The 21,554-nt window shown below is 40.4% G+C and carries 3 protein-coding genes; all 3 read right to left on the bottom strand.

What is annotated here, in order from left to right; genetic code table 11:
• Positions 1–37 precede the first annotated feature (37 nt).
• The 3 genes from AC5JM2_RS36165 to AC5JM2_RS36155 are packed head-to-tail and all read right to left on the bottom strand — an operon-like array spanning position 38 to position 21,531.
• Positions 38–5,947, bottom strand: coding sequence for a type I polyketide synthase (locus AC5JM2_RS36165; RefSeq protein ID WP_495841087.1), 5,910 nt, complete (start codon positions 5,945–5,947; stop codon positions 38–40).
• Between the two features lie 17 nt (positions 5,948–5,964).
• Positions 5,965–12,441 carry an SDR family NAD(P)-dependent oxidoreductase gene (locus AC5JM2_RS36160; protein WP_495841085.1) on the bottom strand — a complete coding sequence of 2,159 codons (6,477 nt, stop codon included), beginning with the start codon at positions 12,439–12,441 and terminating at the stop codon, positions 5,965–5,967.
• A 12-nt stretch (positions 12,442–12,453) separates the two neighbouring features.
• Positions 12,454–21,531 (bottom strand): SDR family NAD(P)-dependent oxidoreductase, encoded by a 9,078-nt coding sequence (locus AC5JM2_RS36155; RefSeq protein WP_495841084.1) that lies wholly within the window; start codon positions 21,529–21,531, stop codon positions 12,454–12,456.
• Positions 21,532–21,554: the final 23 nt, after the last annotated feature.

The following is a 21,554-nucleotide window of genomic DNA, read 5'->3' as shown; positions in this document are numbered from 1 at the left end:
AGAACTCCAGTTTTTGTTTAGTAAATTTAAGTTGCTTTTACCTTGATTCTTGAGTAAATCTTTGTCCAATTTCTTGATCAGACATTTCATTTAAATCTATCAAAAATTTTTCAAAATTCAAGTCATTGACCAAAGCTTTATTATCATCTTCTCTCACTTCATCCGGAACTGCAACATGAAAAAATTCCAGCATCAAATAATCTACTAAGCTTTTGACGTTGGGATAGTCAAAAGCTAAAGTTGACGGCAATTGCAATTCTAAGCTAGATTGAATACGGTTTTTCAATTCAACCGACGTTAAAGAATCCATCCCCATCTCGAAAAAACCTTTATTATCATCTATTAATTCTACTGTTTTTAACCCCAAAACTTGAGCGACTAGCGTGCGAATATGCTCCATTAGTTTAATTTTTCTTTTTTCTGGAGGAAATTTTTTAAGTTGTTGTAACAATTCAACCGTTGGTGATTGCTGAAGCAGCGAAACTGACTGAAGCTCAGAACAGAAGGATAAATTCGAGTACGAGGTTGGATATTGCGACCAATTAATGGGAATCACTGCTACTTGTACCCCATTGTCCGCTAATAATCTTTCTAGGATTTGTCCTACTGTTTGGGGCGGGATGGTTCCTATTCCTGTTTGCTGCAAATTTTGGACAAGTTGACTGTTAGCAGCAGCTCCTACTTCGGCGACGGCTCCCCAGTTAATACTCAATCCCGCTAATCCTTGGGCACGACGTTGGTATGCTAAAGCATCGAGAAAAGCATTAGCCGCTGCATGGTTGGCTTGACCGATATTGCCAAAAATACTAGTTGCTGAAGAAAAGAGGATGAAATAATCTAAAGGTTGCTCTTTCGTCAAGTGATGTAAATTCCATGAGCCTAATACTTTAGCTGCTAAAACTTGCTCGAATTGCTCCCAAGATAAATGCTGTAACGTACTATCTTCTAATATTCCAGCCGCATGAAATATTCCTTTTAATGGTGGGAGAGATTGTTCGATTTCTATTAATAAATTAGTGCTTTGCTCGACTGATGAAACATCAGCTTGAGCAACTACAACTTGAGCGCCTGCTTGCTTTAATTGTTGAATTTGCGCTTGGATAAAAGGTGTGGCTCTATTTCTACCAACTAGCACCAAGTGTTTAGCTCCTTTTTCTACCATCCAGCGAGCTACCAGCAATCCTAAGCCGCCTAGTCCACCTGTAATTAAATAGGTACTATTTTCCTGGAAATGGATTGAAGATTCCTTAGGGGTAGTTGACTGGCTTCGGACTAACCTAGGTACTTTACGCATACCTTGGCGAAATGCGATTTGATTTTCTGCACCAGGAGAGGTAATTTCTGCTAAAAGTTCTGTAATGCGATCGCCGATCTCGGCTTGAGGATCTAAATCTATCCGAACGCAATTAAGTTCTGGATGTTCTAAACCGATTACTTTTCCCATTCCCCAGATCGGAGATTGGGCAACGGACGAAACTGATTCTAATCCTACTGGTTGTCCGCCTTGGGTCACTAAATACAAAGATGGTAGTTGAGTAAATTTAGCTTTAACTAATCCTTGAATTAGGTGTAAGGTACTGCCGCAGCTTAATAATGCAGCAGCTTTTAAATCATTCTCAGCCGCATCCACACTCCAGCAGTGGATAATTCCATATATAGGTGACAGGCGATTGACGGCTGCGAATAATTGCTCGAATTCTTTTGAATCACTAGGATTAACTTGGAACTGGCTAGCTGCAATCTGTTGGTAATCAGCACCGACAAATACTAAAGTACATTTTTCCCCTTGACGGGACAGGCGGTTAGCTAATTCTTCCCCTATACCTTGGCGATCGCTAAAAATAAGCCATTGTTTAGCTGTCGATAGAGATAATGGTTGGGGAGGATTGAGAGCTAAAAATACCGCTTGTTGAGCTAGATCTTCTCCTGGCTGTTCATCAGCATTAATTGTTACTATTTGTTCCAATCCTGCTAATGATAATAATTGTTGCCATTTTTCTTCCGATAATAAAGGATAATTTTGTCTCCAATCTCGATCTTGGAATTTCCACCAGCCGTCAGTTAATCCAAAAGTTAAATCTATCCAATGTTGCGCTGATGTCACTTCCAGTAAGACTAATAATCCTCCTGGTGCTAGTAATTGGCGGATATGGTTTAAGGTTGTGAGTAGATTTTCAGTGGCGTGTAGCACGTTAGCCGCTACTATTATGTCGTATTTTTCAGGGCTAAAACCTTGCTGGATGGGATTTTTTTCGATATCTAATACTTGATATTTAACAAAAGGATATGTCTGGAATTTTTGGGCTGCTTGACTGACAAAAGCTGCCCCCACGTCAGTAAAAGTATATTCTGTTTGTTCGGGATTTAAAATTGGTAATAGATGAGTTGTAGTACCCCCAGTTCCGGCACCGATTTCTAAGATTCTGACTCCTGCAGATTTCGGCAGTTTTTCTAGTGCTATCTTAACTGCTTGTTGCACTAGGTTATTCATGGCTGACGCTACCGGAGATTCTTGATAAAGTCGGCTTACTGTTAGTGAATTTCTTGAGTCGAATAATAATTCTACTGCTTCGGTTTTTCCCTGCAAAACCGAAGCTAGTTGGCTACTACAACAATCGAGTAAGCTTGCTTCTAAGCCAATTAAATCAAGTTCTAATTTTTCTTCTGGTAAGGATTCAGGAATGCTAACAATTTGCCAATGGTTATCTCTATTCAGTAAATATCCTGATGAAGCTATAATTTCTAACAAGCGATTTAGTAAGCGATTATATCGCGGAATAATCTGCATTTCGGCAGCAATTTCTAGAGTTGTATACTGTCGATTAATTTGCCATTGCCATCCTAATTCTTGGAAAGCTTGCAGGATATATTTAAGAGCTAAAATATCTAATTTTTCGATAGCACTTCTGTAAAGCTTAAGTCGAGTTTGACTTAGCAGTTCAGCTTTGTTGGATATTTTTGCATAGATAGCTTGAGGAGTTAGTAGCCATTGATCTACAGAGCCAAAACTAACTTTTGCTCGCCATTCAATTTCATAAAGCAAATCTTCACTTTTGCTGGCGTTTTTTTCTTGGTGCTGGGTAGCGATTAGTTGCAAAATCTTAGGTACTAGAGTTAGTTCTACCTCTGACAATTGCCCAGTGTTTTTTAGTAGATTAACTAACTTTTCTGGATGGGATGTACTTAAATTAATAATTGATGCTTCATCTTTGTTGGTAATAGTTGTATATGATTTTGTTTTTACCCAATACCTTTGGCGTTGCCAAGGATAAGTGGGAAGAGATAACCGCCGAGATGGATAATCTCGATAGAATTCCAGCCAATCAACTGTGACACCACTAACATACAAAGCAGCTAAAGTGTCTAGGATTTGCTGCCAATCCGATTTTTGCGGATTGAGAGTAGCTAACCACGGAATTTCTACAGTTGACCAACCGATTTTACCGATGGTTGTTAAAGTTGGTTTGGGGCCAATTTCTACAAAAATTTCATAGCCATTTTGGATTAATTGATCTATACCATCAGCCCATCTTATAGGTTGAACAATATGTTTTAGCCAATAATCGGGGGTGGCAATTGATTCATTTGCCCAAGTACCAGTTAAATTAGAGATTAAATCTAAGCGAGGTTCTGAATAATTAATTTGCCGAGCAATTTGACTGAATTCTGCTATAACTGCTTGCATCAGGGGAGAATGAAACGCCCCAGAAACATTTAATTCTTTTGTTTTTACTCCAATTCTTTCTAAATGGGCGACAATTAGATCGATTTGGGTTGATGCTCCAGAAATGACCAAATTTTCCGAGCCATTAAAAGCAGCGATCGCCACAGATGTAAAATCCGCGATCACGTCGCGAATCATTTTTTCTTTTCCCCAAACTGCTACCATTTTACCTGCTTGAGCCTTGTCTTGCATCAAGCGACCTCGATGGGCAATTACTTTTAAGCCATCTGCTAAACTAAATACACCAGCGATGCAAGCAGCTACGTATTCTCCTACACTATGACCCATAACTGCCTGGGGTACAATTCCCCAAGATTGCCATAATTGATAAAGGGCGTATTCAATCGCAAATAAAGCGGGTTGAGTGTAGGCTGTTTGCTGTAATTTTTCTGGACCTGAATGCAGGATTTCTAATAAGGGGATATCTAAATATGAGTTGAGAATTTTCCCACAGCGATCAAGAGCTTGGCGGAAAATGGGTTGGGTTTGATAAAGCTCTTTTCCCATCCCTAAATATTGCGAACCTTGACCAGAAAATAAAAATGCAATTTTCGGTGTTTTTTTGTTATTAATTGCGCCAGAGTAGGTCTTAGCGATGAAACTACTTAACTGTTGGCGCACTTCTTGGTGAGAACTAGCAACAATCCCGAGACGATAAGGAAAATGTGATCGTCCGGTCTGGAGAGTATAGCAGATTTCGCCTAAAGATTGTTGGGAGTCAGTGTCTAAATAATCGAGGTAACGCTGGGCTAATTGTTGCAGTGCGGTCGTAGTTTTAGCTGATAGTACGAACAGATGAACAGGGTGATTTGATTGCGTTAGCGAGGTAGGAAGATTTGGCGCAGCTTCGAGAACAACAAAAGCATTAGTTCCACTGGCACCAAACGAACTTACCCCTGCAATGTGCCTTTGATTGATACTTTGCCAAGGCAGTAATTCGGTAGGTACTTGAATTGGCAAACTTGACCAATTAATTTGAGGATTCGGTTGATGAAAATGCAAATGTGGGGGAATTTGTTGATGTTGCAGGGCAAGTACCACTTTGATTAAACCTGCAATTCCTGCCGCCCCTTCTAAATGTCCAATGTTAGTTTTAACTGAACCAATTAATAAAGGTTGATGGAAAGAACGATTTTTACCAAAGACTGCACCTAAAGCCGATACTTCGAGCGGATCGCCCAAGGCAGTACCAGTACCATGAGTTTCAACATAACTAACTGCATTAGGGGCAATTTTGGCATTTTCCAAAGCTTGATGAATCACCGCTTCTTGTGCTAATTGATTGGGAACCGTTAAACCACTGCTGCGTCCATCGTGGTTAACTGCCGAACCGCGAATAATCGCTAAAATTCGATCTCCATCAGCTATAGCTGCCGAAAGTCGCTTGAGTAAAATGACTCCACAACCTTCGCCTCTGACAAAGCCATTAGCTGTCGCATCAAAGGTTTTGCAGCGATTATCTGGAGATAGCATTCCCGCTTTACATTCGATGGCGCTGGTGACAGGCGAAATAATTAAATTTACTCCCCCTGCTAAAGCTAGATCGCATTCTCCATTTCGCAAACTCTGACTAGCTAAATGCACTGTTACCAAAGAGGAAGAACAGGAAGTATCTAAAGTAATGCTTGGCCCTTGTAAACCTAAAAAATAAGATAAGCGTCCCGATGCAAAACTAATGGCATTGCCAGCCGCTGTATAGGTATCAACTAAAGTAGGATCGTAAGTCAAGTGAGCATAATCTTGATTCATTACACCTACGAATACCCCAGTTTTACTACCTTGAAGGCGAGCAGGTGATATACCTGCTCTTTCAATTGCTTCCCAACTTACTTCTAATAATAATCTTTGTTGAGGGTCAATGCTGTTTGCTTCTCGCGGCGATATGCCGAAGAAATCAGCATCAAATTCATCAACCTGATTTAAAAAACTCGCCCCACGAGCGTAAATTTTTCCTGGCTGATTCGGATCGCGACCGTCGTAAGCGTTAATATCCCAACGTTCTGGGGGAATATCTGTAATTCCGTCTACGCCATTACGTAAAAGTTGCCAAAAAGCTTCGGGAGTATCCGCCCCAGTTGGGAATCGACACCCCATCCCGATAATTGCGAGCGGTTCAGTTTTAGCTTGTTCCATGCTGGTAAGCTGATTTTGCATTTTTTCCAGCTTGACCAGGGCATCTTTCATTAAAGCGCGATAATCTAAACCAGGTGATTGATTAGTCATAATATTTCCGTTTCTTATTAATCCATATTGGCTAGTTTTTCAGCCAATAAACTAGCGAGTTCTTCTTCTGATTGCCCATCAAAGGTAACTGAAGATTCATTTACCCGATAGTCAACTGGGGATTCTGCTATATATTCCTCAGCAAAATTCGCAGATAAAACTTCCTCCGTCAGATATTGGGCTAGTTTTTCCACTGTTGGATATTTAAAAGCCAAGGTTGAGGGTAAATTGCAAGACAAACTGGTTTGCAAACGATTCCTTAACTCTATAGATGTCAGGGAGTCCATCCCCATATCAAAGAAACCTAAGTGGACATCAATCTCGGATGGAGGTAAACTCAGAACGCCTGCAATTTGATTACAGATATGTTCGACTAATAGTGCTCGCCGTTTGTAACTAGCAACTTGCGTTAATTGTTGTAGAAAATCTTCTGGTGGCAGGTTAACTGTGGCGGTTGCTGTGATGAATTCAGCTAAAAATGGGGCTGCTGCCCGTTGAGCCATAAATTTTGACCAATCTATAGATACTGCTCCTACCTGAGTGAAATTGCCACTCAACACCTCCTCCAAAACTTGCAATCCTTCCGTTGGGGTAAAAGTTGTCATTCCTTTCGTTGTCCATTTTTCCTCAAATTGCGGATCAGCAGCGGCTCCAATTTCCGCCCAAGGTCCCCAGTTAATGCTCAATCCCGGTAATCCCATCGCCCTACGATGGTAAGCTAAAGCATCGAGAAAGGCATTAGCAGCAGCGTGGTTAGCTTGACCTGCATTACCCAATAGAGCGGCGACGGATGAGAACATCACAAAATAATCTAAGGGCAAATCTTGAGTCAAACAGTGTAAATGCCACGCTCCAGCCACCTTCGGAGCCATTACCCCCATAAACCGTTCCCAGGATAATTGTTGGATCGTGCCATCATCAAGTACCCCAACTGCATGAATTATTCCTCGTAATGGGGGCAGCGATCGCTTAATTTCTGCTAAAACTTCAGCAACTTGTTCTGATTGAGTCACGTCAACTTGTTTGACGGTGACTTTTGCTCCCATTTCGGCTAATTCTGCTAACTTGATTTCGGCTGATTGTTGCACTCCGCTACGCCCGACTAGTACTAAATGACGCGCTCCTTGTTCCACTAACCATTTAGCTATCACCAACCCCAAACCGCCTAAACCACCAGTAATTAAATAAGTGGCATCTGAGCTAAAGGTCAAGAGTTTTCTATCAGTTAGAGTGGCGCGAACTAATCTAGGCACCCATCGCTTACCGTGACGAAATGCGATGCGATTTTCAGGCTGTACCAATAAAATTTCCGCAAATAAACTTTGGACATCTGCGACTATATCCTCGCCAGATAAATCTACTTGAACGCAATTTAGTTCTGGATGTTCTAGGGCGATCGCTGTCCCCATACCCCATAAAGGAGATTGCACTAATCCCGAACACAAATCATCAGAAATAGGGGCTGTAGCTGTTTGAGTTACTAGCCACAAAGGAGGCAATTTCTCTAAGTTTGCTTCAGCCAAAGCCTGAATTAAATGTAAGGTACTACCACAGCTTATTAAAGCAGCGGCTTCTAAATCAGTGTCAGTAGCATCTAAACTCCAACAATGGACTATGCCATCTATAGATGTTAATTGAACTGCGTTTAATAACTGCTTAAAGTCTTGTTGCTCACGGGGATTAACATAAAATTCATGAGAACTAATTTGCTGATATTTTGTCCCAGCCCAAACTAAAATGCAAGGGTTTGAACGCATTTTTAGTAATTGCTCTAATTCTGGTGCAACTCCTGAACGATCAGCTAAAATCAGCCAATTCTTTGATGCTGCTTGGTCTTGACTAACTAAGTCAGTTTTAGCCAGAATCAAGCTGGGTTGACCAAATTCTTTACCTATTTCTACATCAGCTAAACTAGTACTATTGTTAAATCCATTTTCTGAGAGCAAATCAAGCCATTTTTGAGTCTTTAATAAAGGATAGTTTTTGCGCCACTCAATATCGGTAAATTTCCACCATCCCTCAGTTAAACCAAAAGTAATATCGATCCAAGGTTGAGCCAAGGTTTCCTCTAGTAGGATTAGCAAACCACCAGGAGCTAATAAACTCTTGATATGACCTAAAGTTTGGCTTAAATTTGCTGTAGCGTGGCAAACGTTAGCAGCTACGATGATGTCATATTGTCCGAGGCTAAACCCCTGCAATTCGGGAGCAATATCAATATCTAAAACTTGATATTTAACAAAGGGAAATTCGGCAAAATTCTGTGCTGCTTGAGTAGTAAAGATTGCTGCCGCATCGCTAAAAACATATTCTGTTTTTTCTGGCTGAAAAATTGGCAGTAAATCGGCAGTCGTTCCTCCAGTTCCCGCCCCAATTTCTAGCACTCGCACCCCTAGAGAGCTAGGGAATTTTTTAATAGCTGATTCTACAGCTTTTTGCACTAACCTATTCCAAACTATGGCTACAGGCGAGTGCTGATAAATTGCTCTAAGAGTGTTAAAATCTCCTTGAGGAAATAACAGCTCTAAAGGATCGCATTCTCCTGTTAATACTTGGGGTAATTGACTGCCGCAACGTGCCACGAAGGTTAATTCTGGTTCTGCTTCTGAACATTCAGCTAATATTTCAATTTGGTAAGCTTGGGGGTCGATGAAATTGGGTAATTGAATGACTTCCCAAGCGCGATCGCCTGACTTAATCAATCCAAATTCGGCGAAAACTTCTAGAATGCGGTTGAGCCAACGGTAATATTTTGAGGCTAAATCAATTTTTTGGGCTAATTCTTCTGAAGTAAACTTGTGACCTAATTGCCAGCGCCACCCTAGCCTATCAAAACCTTTTATGATATACGTAACCGCTAAAATATTAATTTTCGTCAAAGCAGCTTCGTAAGTTAATATATCATCTGTAATTTGAGGTAAAGCTAATTCTGATTTGAGATTTTGGTATATTTCTAAAGGAGTCGGAAAATTGAATTGAGAGCCAAAATTTACCTGATTAATCCACTCGATATTGTAAAGTAAATTATTTTTTTTGTTGCTATTAATTTCTAAGAAAGACGTTTGACTAACTGGTTGAAATTGAACTCCTAGTAAAGTAACAATTTCTTTTCCATTGGAATTGAACAAACGTAGATCGTAAATTGGGTAAGATAATTTATTATCAAGCGAGCGCCGTTTTCCTTCGACCCACAAACAGGTATCAACATTACCGTAAACTTGATATTTTTCTACTCCTATTGGTAAATAACTTTGTGCGGCTCCCTCATACATTAATGCAGCTACTATTACCTGCAAACTACCATCTAATAACACAGGATGGAATTGATATTTACTAATTTCTGGGGTCAAAAATTCTGGAAACTCAATTCGACCTCTGACCAAATCGCCTTGTTGCCAAATTTTTTTGAGAGTTTGAAAACTCGCTTTTAATTCAATGCCCCAATCTTGCAGTTGTTGATAAAATGTAGTAATTGATTCTAGCTGATTTTGCCAAATATTCAAATCAATCAGACTTTCTTCTGTCGTTTTTGCAGCTATCTTAACCATTTGACCGCGAGCATGAAGCCTCCATTCTTCAGAAGCTATATCACCAACAATTTCATTGCTAAAAATCTCGAAGCTATAACTATTTTGAGTTTCAGGAGTTAAAATTAACTGAATTTGAATTTGTCCGACTTGGGGGATAACTAATGGTTGTTGAATATGAAGATTTTCAATAGTGAAATCAGAGGAGGACCAAACTGATACGATCGCAGCCAAAGCCATCTCTAGGTAAGCTGTGGTTGGTAAAATTATTCTGTTATAAACCTGATGATCTAAGAGATAACTAGGTTGCGAGCGAGCCAGGTAGCTTTGAAACTGAATTGTTTTTAAAGGTGAAGATAAGCGTTTCCCAATTAAGGGATGTCCCTCTAGTAATAATTGGGGTAGTAAATCATAAGTGGAAGTTTCTAACCAATAACGCTGTCTTTGCCAAGGATAAGTAGGTAATTGTAAGTAGTTGCGAAAATAATGTTGATCGAATCCACGCCAATCTATGCCTACACCATTAATATACAAAACTGCTAAACTATTTAAAAGCTCTTGCCAATCCGATTTTTTTGGATTCAGAGTAGATAACCATTGAATCCGGTCTGATGCCAATAATTTTTTATTAGTTGCTCCTAATCCTATTTCTAAACAAAATTCACTTTTTACAGCAATTATTATATTTATAATAGATTGAATATCAGGATGCTCGTTAATTTCACTATGCCAATAAGATGGATTGGAAATTTCATCCTTAATTAGATTTCCAGTTTTACTAGAAATTAAGTTAATTCGCGGCTGAGAATAATTTAGTTGTTTAGCGACTAAATTGCGAGATGAATTACTTTGAGCAGCAACTAACTTTAATCCATCTTCTAAATTGAAAACTCCAGCTACACAAGCAGCAACATACTCTCCAACGCCATAACCGACAACTAAATTAGGTGTTACTCCCCAGGATTGCCATAGTTTACATAAAGCATACTCCAAAGCAAAAAAAGCAATTCTTGTATAGCTATCTGACAGATTCTGGGGAAAATAAAGAATTTTAATTAATGGTATTTTTAGTTCACGCTCTAAAATTTCAGCGCAGCGATCTAAAGCTTGGCGAAAGACTGGTTGAGTGTCGTAAAGCTGCTGACTAATAGGTAGATTGAATGATAGTTCTCCTGAAAAGAAAAAGGTGACTTTCGGAACTGAGTTTAAGGATACCTGACTTGAGCGCAACTGAGGTAAAGATTGACCTTGAGTAAAAGCAAGTAACTGCTGAGATAATTCACTAGTTGAAGACGCGATCGCGCTGAATCGATAGGCAAAATGCGACCGACCAGTATTAGCAGTAAAACAAAGATCTCCTATAGGTGAATTCGGATACTTTTGCAAAAAGCGATCATATTCACCAGCTAATTGCTGCAAAGCTTGGGGAGTTTTTGCCGTAATGGTCAAAATATGTAGCGGACGATCTTGTTCAAACGCGAAATTTGAGCCAGCGCCGTGCTGCGCCAGTACTTGATGAGGGAAACCCTCATCAAGTACTGGCTCCCGTTGAGGCGTCTGGCGTCGCGTCTCTACATTTGGGGCTTCTTCTAACACCACATGAACGTTTGTACCAGCAAAACCAAAAGAACTTACCCCAGCAATTCGGCGTTTTTCTTCTAGCAGCCAAGGTATTGTTTCGGCAGCAACTTTAATGGGCAATTCTTTCCAAGGGATATAGGGATTGGGCTGTTGGAAATGTAAATTAGCGGGAATTTCTTGGTGTTGCAAACACAAAATAACCTTGATTAAACTAGAAATTCCTGCCGCAGCTTCTAAATGACCGATGTTAGTTTTTACCGAACCAATAATTAAAGGTCTTTCTGAAGGGCGATCTTGACTAAATACTGCACCTAAAGCACCAACTTCGATCGGATCTCCTAAAGATGTGCCAGTACCGTGTGCTTCCACATAATCTACTTGATGGGGAGCAATTTTAGCGTTGGCGAGTGCCTGACGAATTACTGCTTGTTGAGAAGGACCATTAGGTGCAGTTAAACCGCTAGTTCTACCATCTTGGTTAACCGCCGAACCGCGAATTACAGCTAAAATTGTGTTGCCGTCAGCTAATGCGTCTGAGAGTCGTTTGAGAACGATCGCGCCGCATCCTTCCCCTCGCACAAAGCCATCTGCTTTACGATCAAAAGTTTTGCAACGACCATCAGGCGCAAGCATTCCTGCTTGAGCAAAATTGATACTTAATCCAGGTGCTAACAAGCGATTAACACCACCAGCTAGAGCTAAGTTACACTCTCGATTACGCAAACTTTGACAAGCCAAATGTACTGCTAATAAAGAAGAAGAACAAGCAGTATCCACCGCCATACTCGGTCCGTTCAAACCTAATAGATAAGATATACGTCCAGCCGCCGGACTTAACAGCGTACCCGTTCCCGCGTAAGCATCAATACAACTCGGACTAGCTGCCCCAAACAGCCGCATCGCATAATCAAAGGTACTAATTCCAATAAAGACACCAGTGGCACTACCAATGATATTTTCTGGTACTATATTGGCAGATTCTAAAGCTTCCCAGGTAACTTCTAATAACAAACGCTGTTGTGGATCGAGTTTCACTGCCTCACGGGGGGCAATTCCGAAAAACTGAGAGTCAAATTTGTCTGCATTGCCAATAAATCCCCCGTAACGGGTATTCATTTTTCCGGGAACATCTTGATTACTGGAGTAGTAAGTATCAATATCCCAGCGATCGCTCGGTACTTCGGTAATGGCATCAGTTTTATTTTTGACTAATTCCCAAAAAGCTGCCGGATTATCACTTCGTCCTGGCAAACGACAACCCATACCGATGATTGCGATTGGTTCCGTCTTGGTTGATTCTACCGCGTTGAGCTTGGCTTGCATATCTGACAAAGCCATCAACGCCCGCCGCATAGTTGATAAAGATTGATTTGATTCTGAGTTCATCTTTGCCCTTGTTTAATAATTTAAACTGTTTAACTTACTAATCAACAAAGCTTCAAGTTCGTTAGCTGATAAATTGTCTACATCTAATAACTCTGAAGTGGGCTCAATTAATACTGGCTGAGCCGATGATTTGATAGTGGGTGGAGCAGCAAATTCTGGCAATAGCACTTCTGAAATCAAATAATCAACTAAAGCTGCTACTGTTGGATAATCAAAAGCCAAGGTTGCAGGTAAAGAGACATCTAAAGTAGTTTGCAAGCGATTTCGCAAATCAATAGAAGTAAGCGAATCCATCCCCAAATCGAAGAAACCTTTTTGCCAATCTACAGATTCAGGAGAGTTTAAACCTAAAACTTTTGCTACCTGAGTGCGAACACAATTGCCTAATACTTCTCGGCGATCGCTCTGTGGAGTTTGTTGAAGTTGCTGTCGCCAATTAACGGGTTTTGTCGGTGATCGATCCGTTACCGCTACTTGGTGGAAGTTTTCCCAAAACGGGGCAGCACCTCTTTTAGCAATGAACTGCGCCCAATTAATCCCCACTGCACCTGCTTGGATCGGAGGTTGTTCGCATAGATATTCCAATAGTTGCAATCCTTGTTCAGGAGTCATGGAATTAATGCCTTTACTCTGCCATTGTTCGCTAATTTCCCCTTGGGCAGCAGCCCCTACTTCAGTCCAAACTCCCCAATTAATACTCAATCCTGGTAATCCTTGAGCATGGCGTTGATAAGCTAGGGCATCTAAAAAGGCATTAGCCGCCGCATGGTTAGCTTGACCTGCAGAACCGAGTAAAGAAGCAGCAGAAGAAAATAGAATTAAGTCTATCGGGCGATCGCCTATTAATTCGTGTAGGATCCAAGTTCCTGTTACTTTAGGAGCCATCACTTTAGCGAAACGCTGCCAAGATAACTGCTGTAAAGTTCCGTCGTCTAGGACTCCCACTGCATGAATAATTCCTCCTAATGGTGGCATTCTGCGCTCAATGTCTGCAATCACTTGTGTCATACGTTCTTTATCGCAGACATCGGCTTGAATTAGCTCAATTCTGACTTCAGCTTGAGCTAATTTGGCTAATTGATCGGCAAGTTCAGGTTTAACACCACTACGCCCCAATAAAACTAAGTTTTTTACTCCTTTCTTAACTAACCAATTAGCCACTACCAACCCCAAACCGCCAAAGCCGCCCGTAATTAAATAAGTTTTCTCGCTGCTGAAGCGAATCGGTGGCGATTGAAGCGCCTGAGGTTGATTGACTAACCGAGATACATACCGATTACCGTTACGCAAAGCAATTTGATTTTCTGGGGTTGAGGCGTAAATTTCTGCGAGTAAAGTTGTCGCATTTTCCTCAATTGTGATATTTTGGTCTAAATCAATACAGGTACATTGTAATTCTGGATGTTCTATATTGATAACTTTGCCCATTCCCCACAGGGAAGATTGAGCGATTTGAGGGATTGTTTCTCCCGCTATAACTGGTGTCGCCCCTTGAGTAACTAACCATAAAGCAGGAGGTGGGGAAAGTACCAAATCTCGGTCGTTTGCCCTTACTAAAGCTTGGACTAGATGGAGGGTGCTACCGCATCCCCTTTGGGAAGCGGCTGTTAATTCAGTAAGGGTGATGTTGCTGATTGGTGTATCTAAACTCCAACAATTTATGACTGCATGTAAAGGAATCTGTTGTTGGCTGATAGCGTTGAATAGTTGATGAAAGTCTTCTACCTGTGCTGGATTAATGGTAAATTCTTGATTGCCTACTTGCTCGTATTGATTACCAGCAAACACTAAAGTATATTTCTCACCCTGAGATTGCAATTGTTTTGCTAGTTCCTCACCCATACCCTGGCGATCACCTAAAATCAGCCAGTGCTTGTCTGAACTAGCTTGAGCTAAAATCGCTGTTTGTGGGAATAGAGATGTGTCAGTTGAAGTTTCTCCTGGTAAAGATTTAACGCTACTAAACCCCGTTTCTAACAATAATTTTTCCCACTGCTGACTAGACATAAGTGGATGTTTGGGGCGCAGATCGCGATCGCTAAACTTCCACCAACCTGTAGTTAACCCAAAAATTAAATCTATCCACCGCCTCGGTGCTGTTCCTTCTAGCAGAATTAACATTCCACCCGGCGATAACAATTGTCGCGCTTGGTTTAAGCTATGTTTTAAATCCCTAGTCGCATGGAAAACGTTGGCAGCTAAAACTATATCGTACTTTTGAGTGCTAAATCCTTGGAATTTGAGATCGGCTTCAAGATCTAATACTTGATAGCGGATAAAGTTATAATCGCTGAATTTTTCCTTAGCTTTAGCGGTAAATAAAGGAGAAATATCAGTAAAAACATACTCTACTCCTTTGTTTGTTGGTAGTTCTGGCAAAATGTAAGCAGTAGTGCCCCCAGTTCCCGCACCTATTTCTAAAATGCGGATCTTTTCGGCTGAAGTGCGAGATGCTAGTACTGCCGCAAGTGCTTTTTGCACTACCAGATTCATCTCTTTAAAAGTGGCTGAATGCTGATATAGATTAGTTAGATTTGTGAGATCGCTACTGGGGAATAATAATTGTAGTGGATCGCATTTACCCTGTAACACTTCGGCGAGTTTAGTTCCGCATCTTTCTAATAGGGTTAACTCGGCTATGAGGTGAGGATATTGCCTTAATAAATCTGGTAACGATGGCAGCTTTTGTGATTCTGGTGTACTAATTACTTGCCATATCCCGTTATTTTTTGCCAATATCCCTACTTCAGATAACATCTCAAGTAGCCGTTCTAATAGGCGACGATGAGGTTCAAGTACTCCTAGTTTTCTGGTTATTTCTTCTACAGAAAATTGCATCTTTGGAGATAAATGAAAACTCATTTTCTCGAAAGCATCCAGTACGTAGCTAATACTGAAATTCTCAATTTCCGTTAATAATGTATTTTTTTCAATTTCATCTAACGAGGATGAAGGAATAAGCTTGGCAACGGATAAATCAAGGATGTTCTGATGAAATTCTTTCTTGTCTTCCCCTCTCCCTAATCTCCAATTTTGAATTGGGCTGGGTGAATTTTGATTTGATTTAGCTTGCCACTCTATTTGATAGAGCCAATCTTTCCAATTAGTTTGTAAACTACCTAATAAAGCTTGACGACTAGCACGTTTGAATTGTAAACCTTGAACACTAGCAATTAATTCTCCATCAGGAGCGATTAAATCTAAATCAGCAGTGCGGTTGGTTTGTTGTAACTCTTTAGTGGGATGGAGTTTAACGTGACTCCATACATGATCGACTTGAGTGCGGTAAACTTTAAGTTGCTGACAGCCTACAGGTACAAATGGATCATCAAGGCTTTCATTTTGATATAACAAAGCAAAAACTACCTGGAAGCAAGCATCTAACAAAGCCGGATGTAACTGATAATTTTTGACTTCCGAAATATAAACTGATTGTAACTTAATTTCTGCCAAAGCCTCTGCTTCACCCTGCCACAATTGTTGAATATTACGGAGATCGGGTCCATAATAAACCTGCATTTTTTGGTAATAAGTATCTAAGTCAATCTGTTGACTGCATCGAGACTGTAAAGCAGTTAAATTAATTGGTGTTGGCGAATTTAATAAAGTTTCTTTCTGTACTTTTCCGTCAGCGTGTAGCGTCCAATTTTTAGAGTCCAAGTCTGAGGTACTAAAAACTTGAAATTTAGCGGCAGTCTCACTTTCGTGATTTAAAAGTATTTGTAGGTTGTGACCTTGATTTTCTGGTAAAATTAATGCTCTCAAAATCGCGACATCTGTAATTGATATACAGCTAGATTTGAAAACTGCTACCCCAGCCGCTAAAGCCATTTCTAAATAAGCAACACCGAAAACTACCAGAAACTCGTACACCCAATGCTGTGCTAAGTAAGCAGGGCGATCCTTAGTAATATATGATTGAAACCGAATCTCATCACTTCCCGCTAAATACAGACGATTTCCTAAAAGAGGATGTTGGTAGCGCTCAACATTAGTCAAAGCTGGTGAAGCGAGGGTATTTTCTAACCAATACCTTTGTTGTTCAAAAGGATAGGTAGGTAGAGTGATGCGATTATAGGAATAATCTTGATAGAAACCAGCCCAATTAATGTTAACTTGACGCGAATATAGTGCTGCTAAACTCGATAATAATGTTTGCCAGTTAGAACTCTGGGGATGTAAACTGGGCAATCCAACGAAATCGATATAATCTTGATTTACGGATGTTAAACAGCTACGACCCATTGCCAATAAAATGGGTTTAGCCCCACACTCTAGGAAAATGGTTACTTCCTGCTGCTGCAAAGTCTTCATACCCTGATGAAATTGCACTGGTTGGCGCAGATGACGGCACCAATATTCAGGAGTAGTAATGTCAGCCGCCGCCATTTCTCCAGTCAGGTTAGAAACTAAATCTATAGATGGAGTGTGATAGGTAATAGTGGCTGCAACTTCCCTAAAGGAGTCTAGGATCGGGTTCATTAAAGGAGAATGAAAGGCATGAGATACGGATAAATGAACAGCCTTAATTCCTCTAGCTTCTAAGATGCAAACTATGCCTTGCATTGTTTGCGCTTTGCCAGAAATTACTATGCTATCTGGTTGGTTAAAAGCCGCGATCGCTACTTCTGTTGGGTAAGCTGCTATAGCTTGGGCAATCGTACTTTCATCAGTAAATACTGCCACCATTGTTCCATCTTCTGGCAATGATTGCATCAGCTGTCCGCGTTTAGCAATTAGTTTTAACCCATCTTCTAAACTAAATACTCCAGCGACACAAGCAGCAACGTATTCGCCAACACTATGACCGATGACAATATCTGGTTGGACACCCCAAGATTGCCAAAGTTGATATAAAGCATATTCAATGGCAAACAAAGCAGGTTGAGTATAAGCCGTCTGATGGATTAATTGCGAATCTGTATAAATAACTTCTAACAAAGGATATTCTAAATCAGCAGCTAGAATTTCAGCGCAACGGTGGAGGGCTTGACGGAAAACGGGTTGCGTTTCGTATAGTTCCCGTCCCATCCCGATATACTGTGACCCTTGCCCCGTAAATAAAAAAGCAATTTTTTGCTGTTGAAAATGCTGTGGAATTGCGCTTAGTAATTCCTGACGCAACTGGGGTAGAGAATCAGCTACAACCGCTAACCGATAATCAAAATCTGCGCGACCAATATTAGCAGTAAAACATAAATCTGCTAGAGATATTTCTGGATGAGTATCGAGGAAATCAATATGTTTTTGAATGAGTTGTCTCAATGCATTATCGCTTTTAGCAGCAATTTTAAAAATGTGGTAAGGTAACTCTACTTCGGTAATTTTTGATTTTATTGGCGGTGCTGACTCTAAAATGGCGTGGGCATTAGTGCCGCTAAAACCAAAAGAACTAATACCAGCAAACAGGCTAGCTTCTTCTGATTGCCAAACTTGTCCGGCGGTGGGAATTACTGCGGGAATTTGTTCTAAAGTAATGTGGGGATTAATTTGGCGATAATGCAGGTGTTTGGGAATATACTTATGTTGCATTGCCAAAACTACTTTGATCAGTCCAGCAATTCCAGCGGCTGCTTCGGTATGTCCGATATTAGTTTTTACCGAACCGATCACTAATTCTCTAGTTCTATCCTTTCCATACACTGCTTGTAATGCCTTGACTTCCACCGGATCGCCCAAAGGTGTCGCTGTACCGTGAGTTTCTACATAAGAAATTTGTTGGGGAGAGATTTGTGCTGTGGCTAAAGCTTGACGAATGACTGCTTCTTGCGCAAGTCCATTGGGTGCAGTTAAACCGTTGCTAGAACCATCTTGATTGATTGCCGTACCCCGAATAATCGCCTGAATGTTATCTCGATCTGCGATCGCGTCTGATAGTCGTTTGAGAACTACCACTCCGCATCCTTCACTCCGCACATATCCGTTAGCCGTCGCATTAAAGGTTTGGCAGCGTCCATCCGGGGATAGCATTCCTGCTTGGGAAAAGGAAATGCTTAATTCAGGAGATAATAACAAATTTACTCCTGATGCTAGGGCTAAATCGGATTCGCCTCGTTGCAAACTGGCACAAGCTAAATGAATTGCTACTAAAGACGAGGAACAAGCGGTATCAACGGCAACAGCTGGTCCTTGCAAGCCGAAAGTGTAAGCTATTCGCCCAGCTGACATTGCAACTGAATTGCCAGTAGCAAAATAAGTATCAAAATCTTGGTGTTGATTTTGTTGAAGTTGCAACCATTCATAATCGTGGGAAAAAATACCGACAAAAACGCCAGTTGATTTTCCGGCTAGAGTTTGTGGATTTATGCCAGCATTTTCTAAAGCTTCCCAAGTCACTTCTAGTAAAATTCTTTGTTGAGGATCGAGTAAGTTGGCTTCTCTAGGGGAAATTCGGAAAAACGCGGCATCAAATAGATCTACTTGAGAGAGAAAGCCGCCCCATTGACTGCTTATTTTCGCAGGCATTTCCTGCCAGCGTTCAGCTGGAATAAGGGTGATCGCATCTTTTCCTTGACGCAATAACTCCCAGTAGGAATCAAGGTTATCTGCATTTCCCGGAAATCTACATCCAATGCCAATAATGGCGATTGGTTCTAACAATGATTGCCGGTAGTGTGATGCTGAAACTTCGGCAGATGGGGTTGGTTTAAGCTGAATTTCTGGGGCGGCAATTTTTACTGATGCTTTCCCTGATAGTTGCTGTTTAAAATAGTTAGCGATCGCTTCTGGAGTTCCGTACTGAAAAAAGAAAGTCGGTTCTAGTTCTATGCCCAACTTTTGACTTAACAGCGATCTTAGTTCTAACAACTCTAGGGAATCTAAACCTATTTCCATTAAAGGACGTTTAGCATCAAAAGCAGCTTGGCGGCTTTCCCCGATTACGGATAAAACGCAAGTTTTGATGATGGAATAGAAAGATTGTTCCTTAGCGTTGCTAACTGCTTCTAGTTTATTGGTAGTAGCATGATTAATTTTATAATTTTGCAAGTCATATTCAATTAAAATGCCAATTCCCAAATTTTCTGTATCTTCTGGGCGGTAATTGACAATTAACTGTCGAATGGTTGCACCGCGACCACAGTGAAAACGGAGAATGGGATCTAAGCGTTGTCCTTGTTGGTTTTGAAGTTGTACATATTCTGCCATTGTTATCGAGGCATATTGATGATAGTTGCGGCATCGAGTAACCCCAACCACTCGATCAATACTGCCTTTAAGAGCAAACCAATTTAACATAAATTCTAAAAAGGGTTCGCCCAATCCCCGATCCTGCATTTGCGGTAAGATGCTAATTCCTAATAATTGAATAGTCTTCCCCTTTGGTTGGTGGAGGGAAGGAACTGCTGTAAATGTAGTGTTTTCTAGTACCTCTATACCAGCAATTTTTTGGGAATAAATTACCCCAACAATCTCGCCATTAATTTCTAAAACTGCATGCCCATCAGGTTGACGTTCTAACCGTCTTTCCAGTTCTGCCCTTGAACTTCTTAAAGCTTCAGTCCAGCATTCGGCTTCTAATTTAACTAAAGCTGGTAAGTCTGATAAATTTGGTTGTCGAATCGTATAGGATCTTTTTTCAAACCAATTTAGGGTAATGCGTGTGAAGGGAAAAATTTTCGGATATTTGCGTCCAAATTTATTTTTAGGAAACAGTCCTACTTCGGCAGCTGCCATCATAAATACATCAGCTTCTACCAAATGTTGCATGGAAAAAGCTTGATTGGCATCAAAATGTAAGTTTTCACATCGATCTAAGAAAGTATAAACAACTTCTGGATCAAGGCTGTGAACTTCTAATATTATTAATCCGTGATGATTAACAATTTCTGCCCAGCGTTCTAGGTGTTCTACTAAACTTTGAACAGCAGTAGGAGGAGAAATGAGGCTACCCGATTTGTCAACGGAAACACATTGGTAAGGTAAATGCGCTCGCCCCTGTTCTCTAGCGATATCTTTGGTTGGTATAAATGGGCGATCATGATCCAAAAAAGAACGAACGTGCAAAATATTTTCTGGATCTTTAATGCCTAGTTTTTGTAAATCCTCAACTAATTTTACCGGCTCGCCAATATCTCCTTGGAGCGTCAAATGAGGAATTTTGGTTAGGTTGCGCTCGGTTGCTTGTAAAGACTCTTGATTGTAATCGCATCCGATCACCCATAAGGGATATTGATGTAATACTTTACCTCTCGCAGATTTATCTTTAATTGTTTGATAAATTCGTTTAAGTAGCGTTCCATCACCGCAGCCCATATCAGCTACATATTTTGGCTGTTGTTCATAGGGTGTCAGATTAAAAATAGCAATAATAATTTCTTCTAAATCAGCAAAGTATTTTTCATGTTGAAAGCCGCTAGCCACTACATTTAAAGTTCTATCTAAATGTAATTCTTTTCCCGTAACATCCCGTTTAAATACTCTCTTAGAGTCGCCAAATAACAATTCTTTCATTTGGGAAAGCATCGGCTTATATGATGCAGTTATAGCAGTAATTAATACCCTATCTAAAATAAATTGACCAGCTTTAGTGAGGAATAGTTGGTTTTTACGGTACTCACACCATCTTCTTTGCTGAAATAACTCTATTATCTCTGTTTTGACTGGTTCAGGCAGTTTTTTTATCCAATCAATTGAATTCTTAATCGAGAATATTTGATTGAGAGCATTTAAAATAGTTATTAATAAAATTCCATCTAAAAAATCAACCAATAAAGGATCGCTAAGCTGCCACTTTTGGCGAGAGCGATCAAGCCAAGGTCGTAACAAATTTCGCGGTTGTCCTGTTTTTAAGTAAGCCTCGATTGGTAAGGAGAATATGTCAGTAATATCTAGCGGAATTTCTTGATCAGCTTTTGCTTTATCTGTCAAACTATATTTTCCATCTCCATCTACAGCTAGCCAATGGAGCGATCGCAAAATTCGTAAAGCCACTTGCAGATGTCCGCTATTAGCATTCAGCCGCTTTACCATCTGCTCTAAATTTAGGCTACCCTGCTTCTGTAACAAAGCAAACAAACCATTTTTTTTGCAAGCTACGATTATAGGTATAGCTACAAATCCATGAGCATACCGGTTAATAATATCTAACATAGCTCTCCTCAGAAATATTAAAT

It is taken from the genome of Brasilonema angustatum (assembly GCF_059505445.1).
Note: the sequence above shows the minus strand (reverse complement) of the source record. Positions and strands in the feature narration are given on the sequence as shown.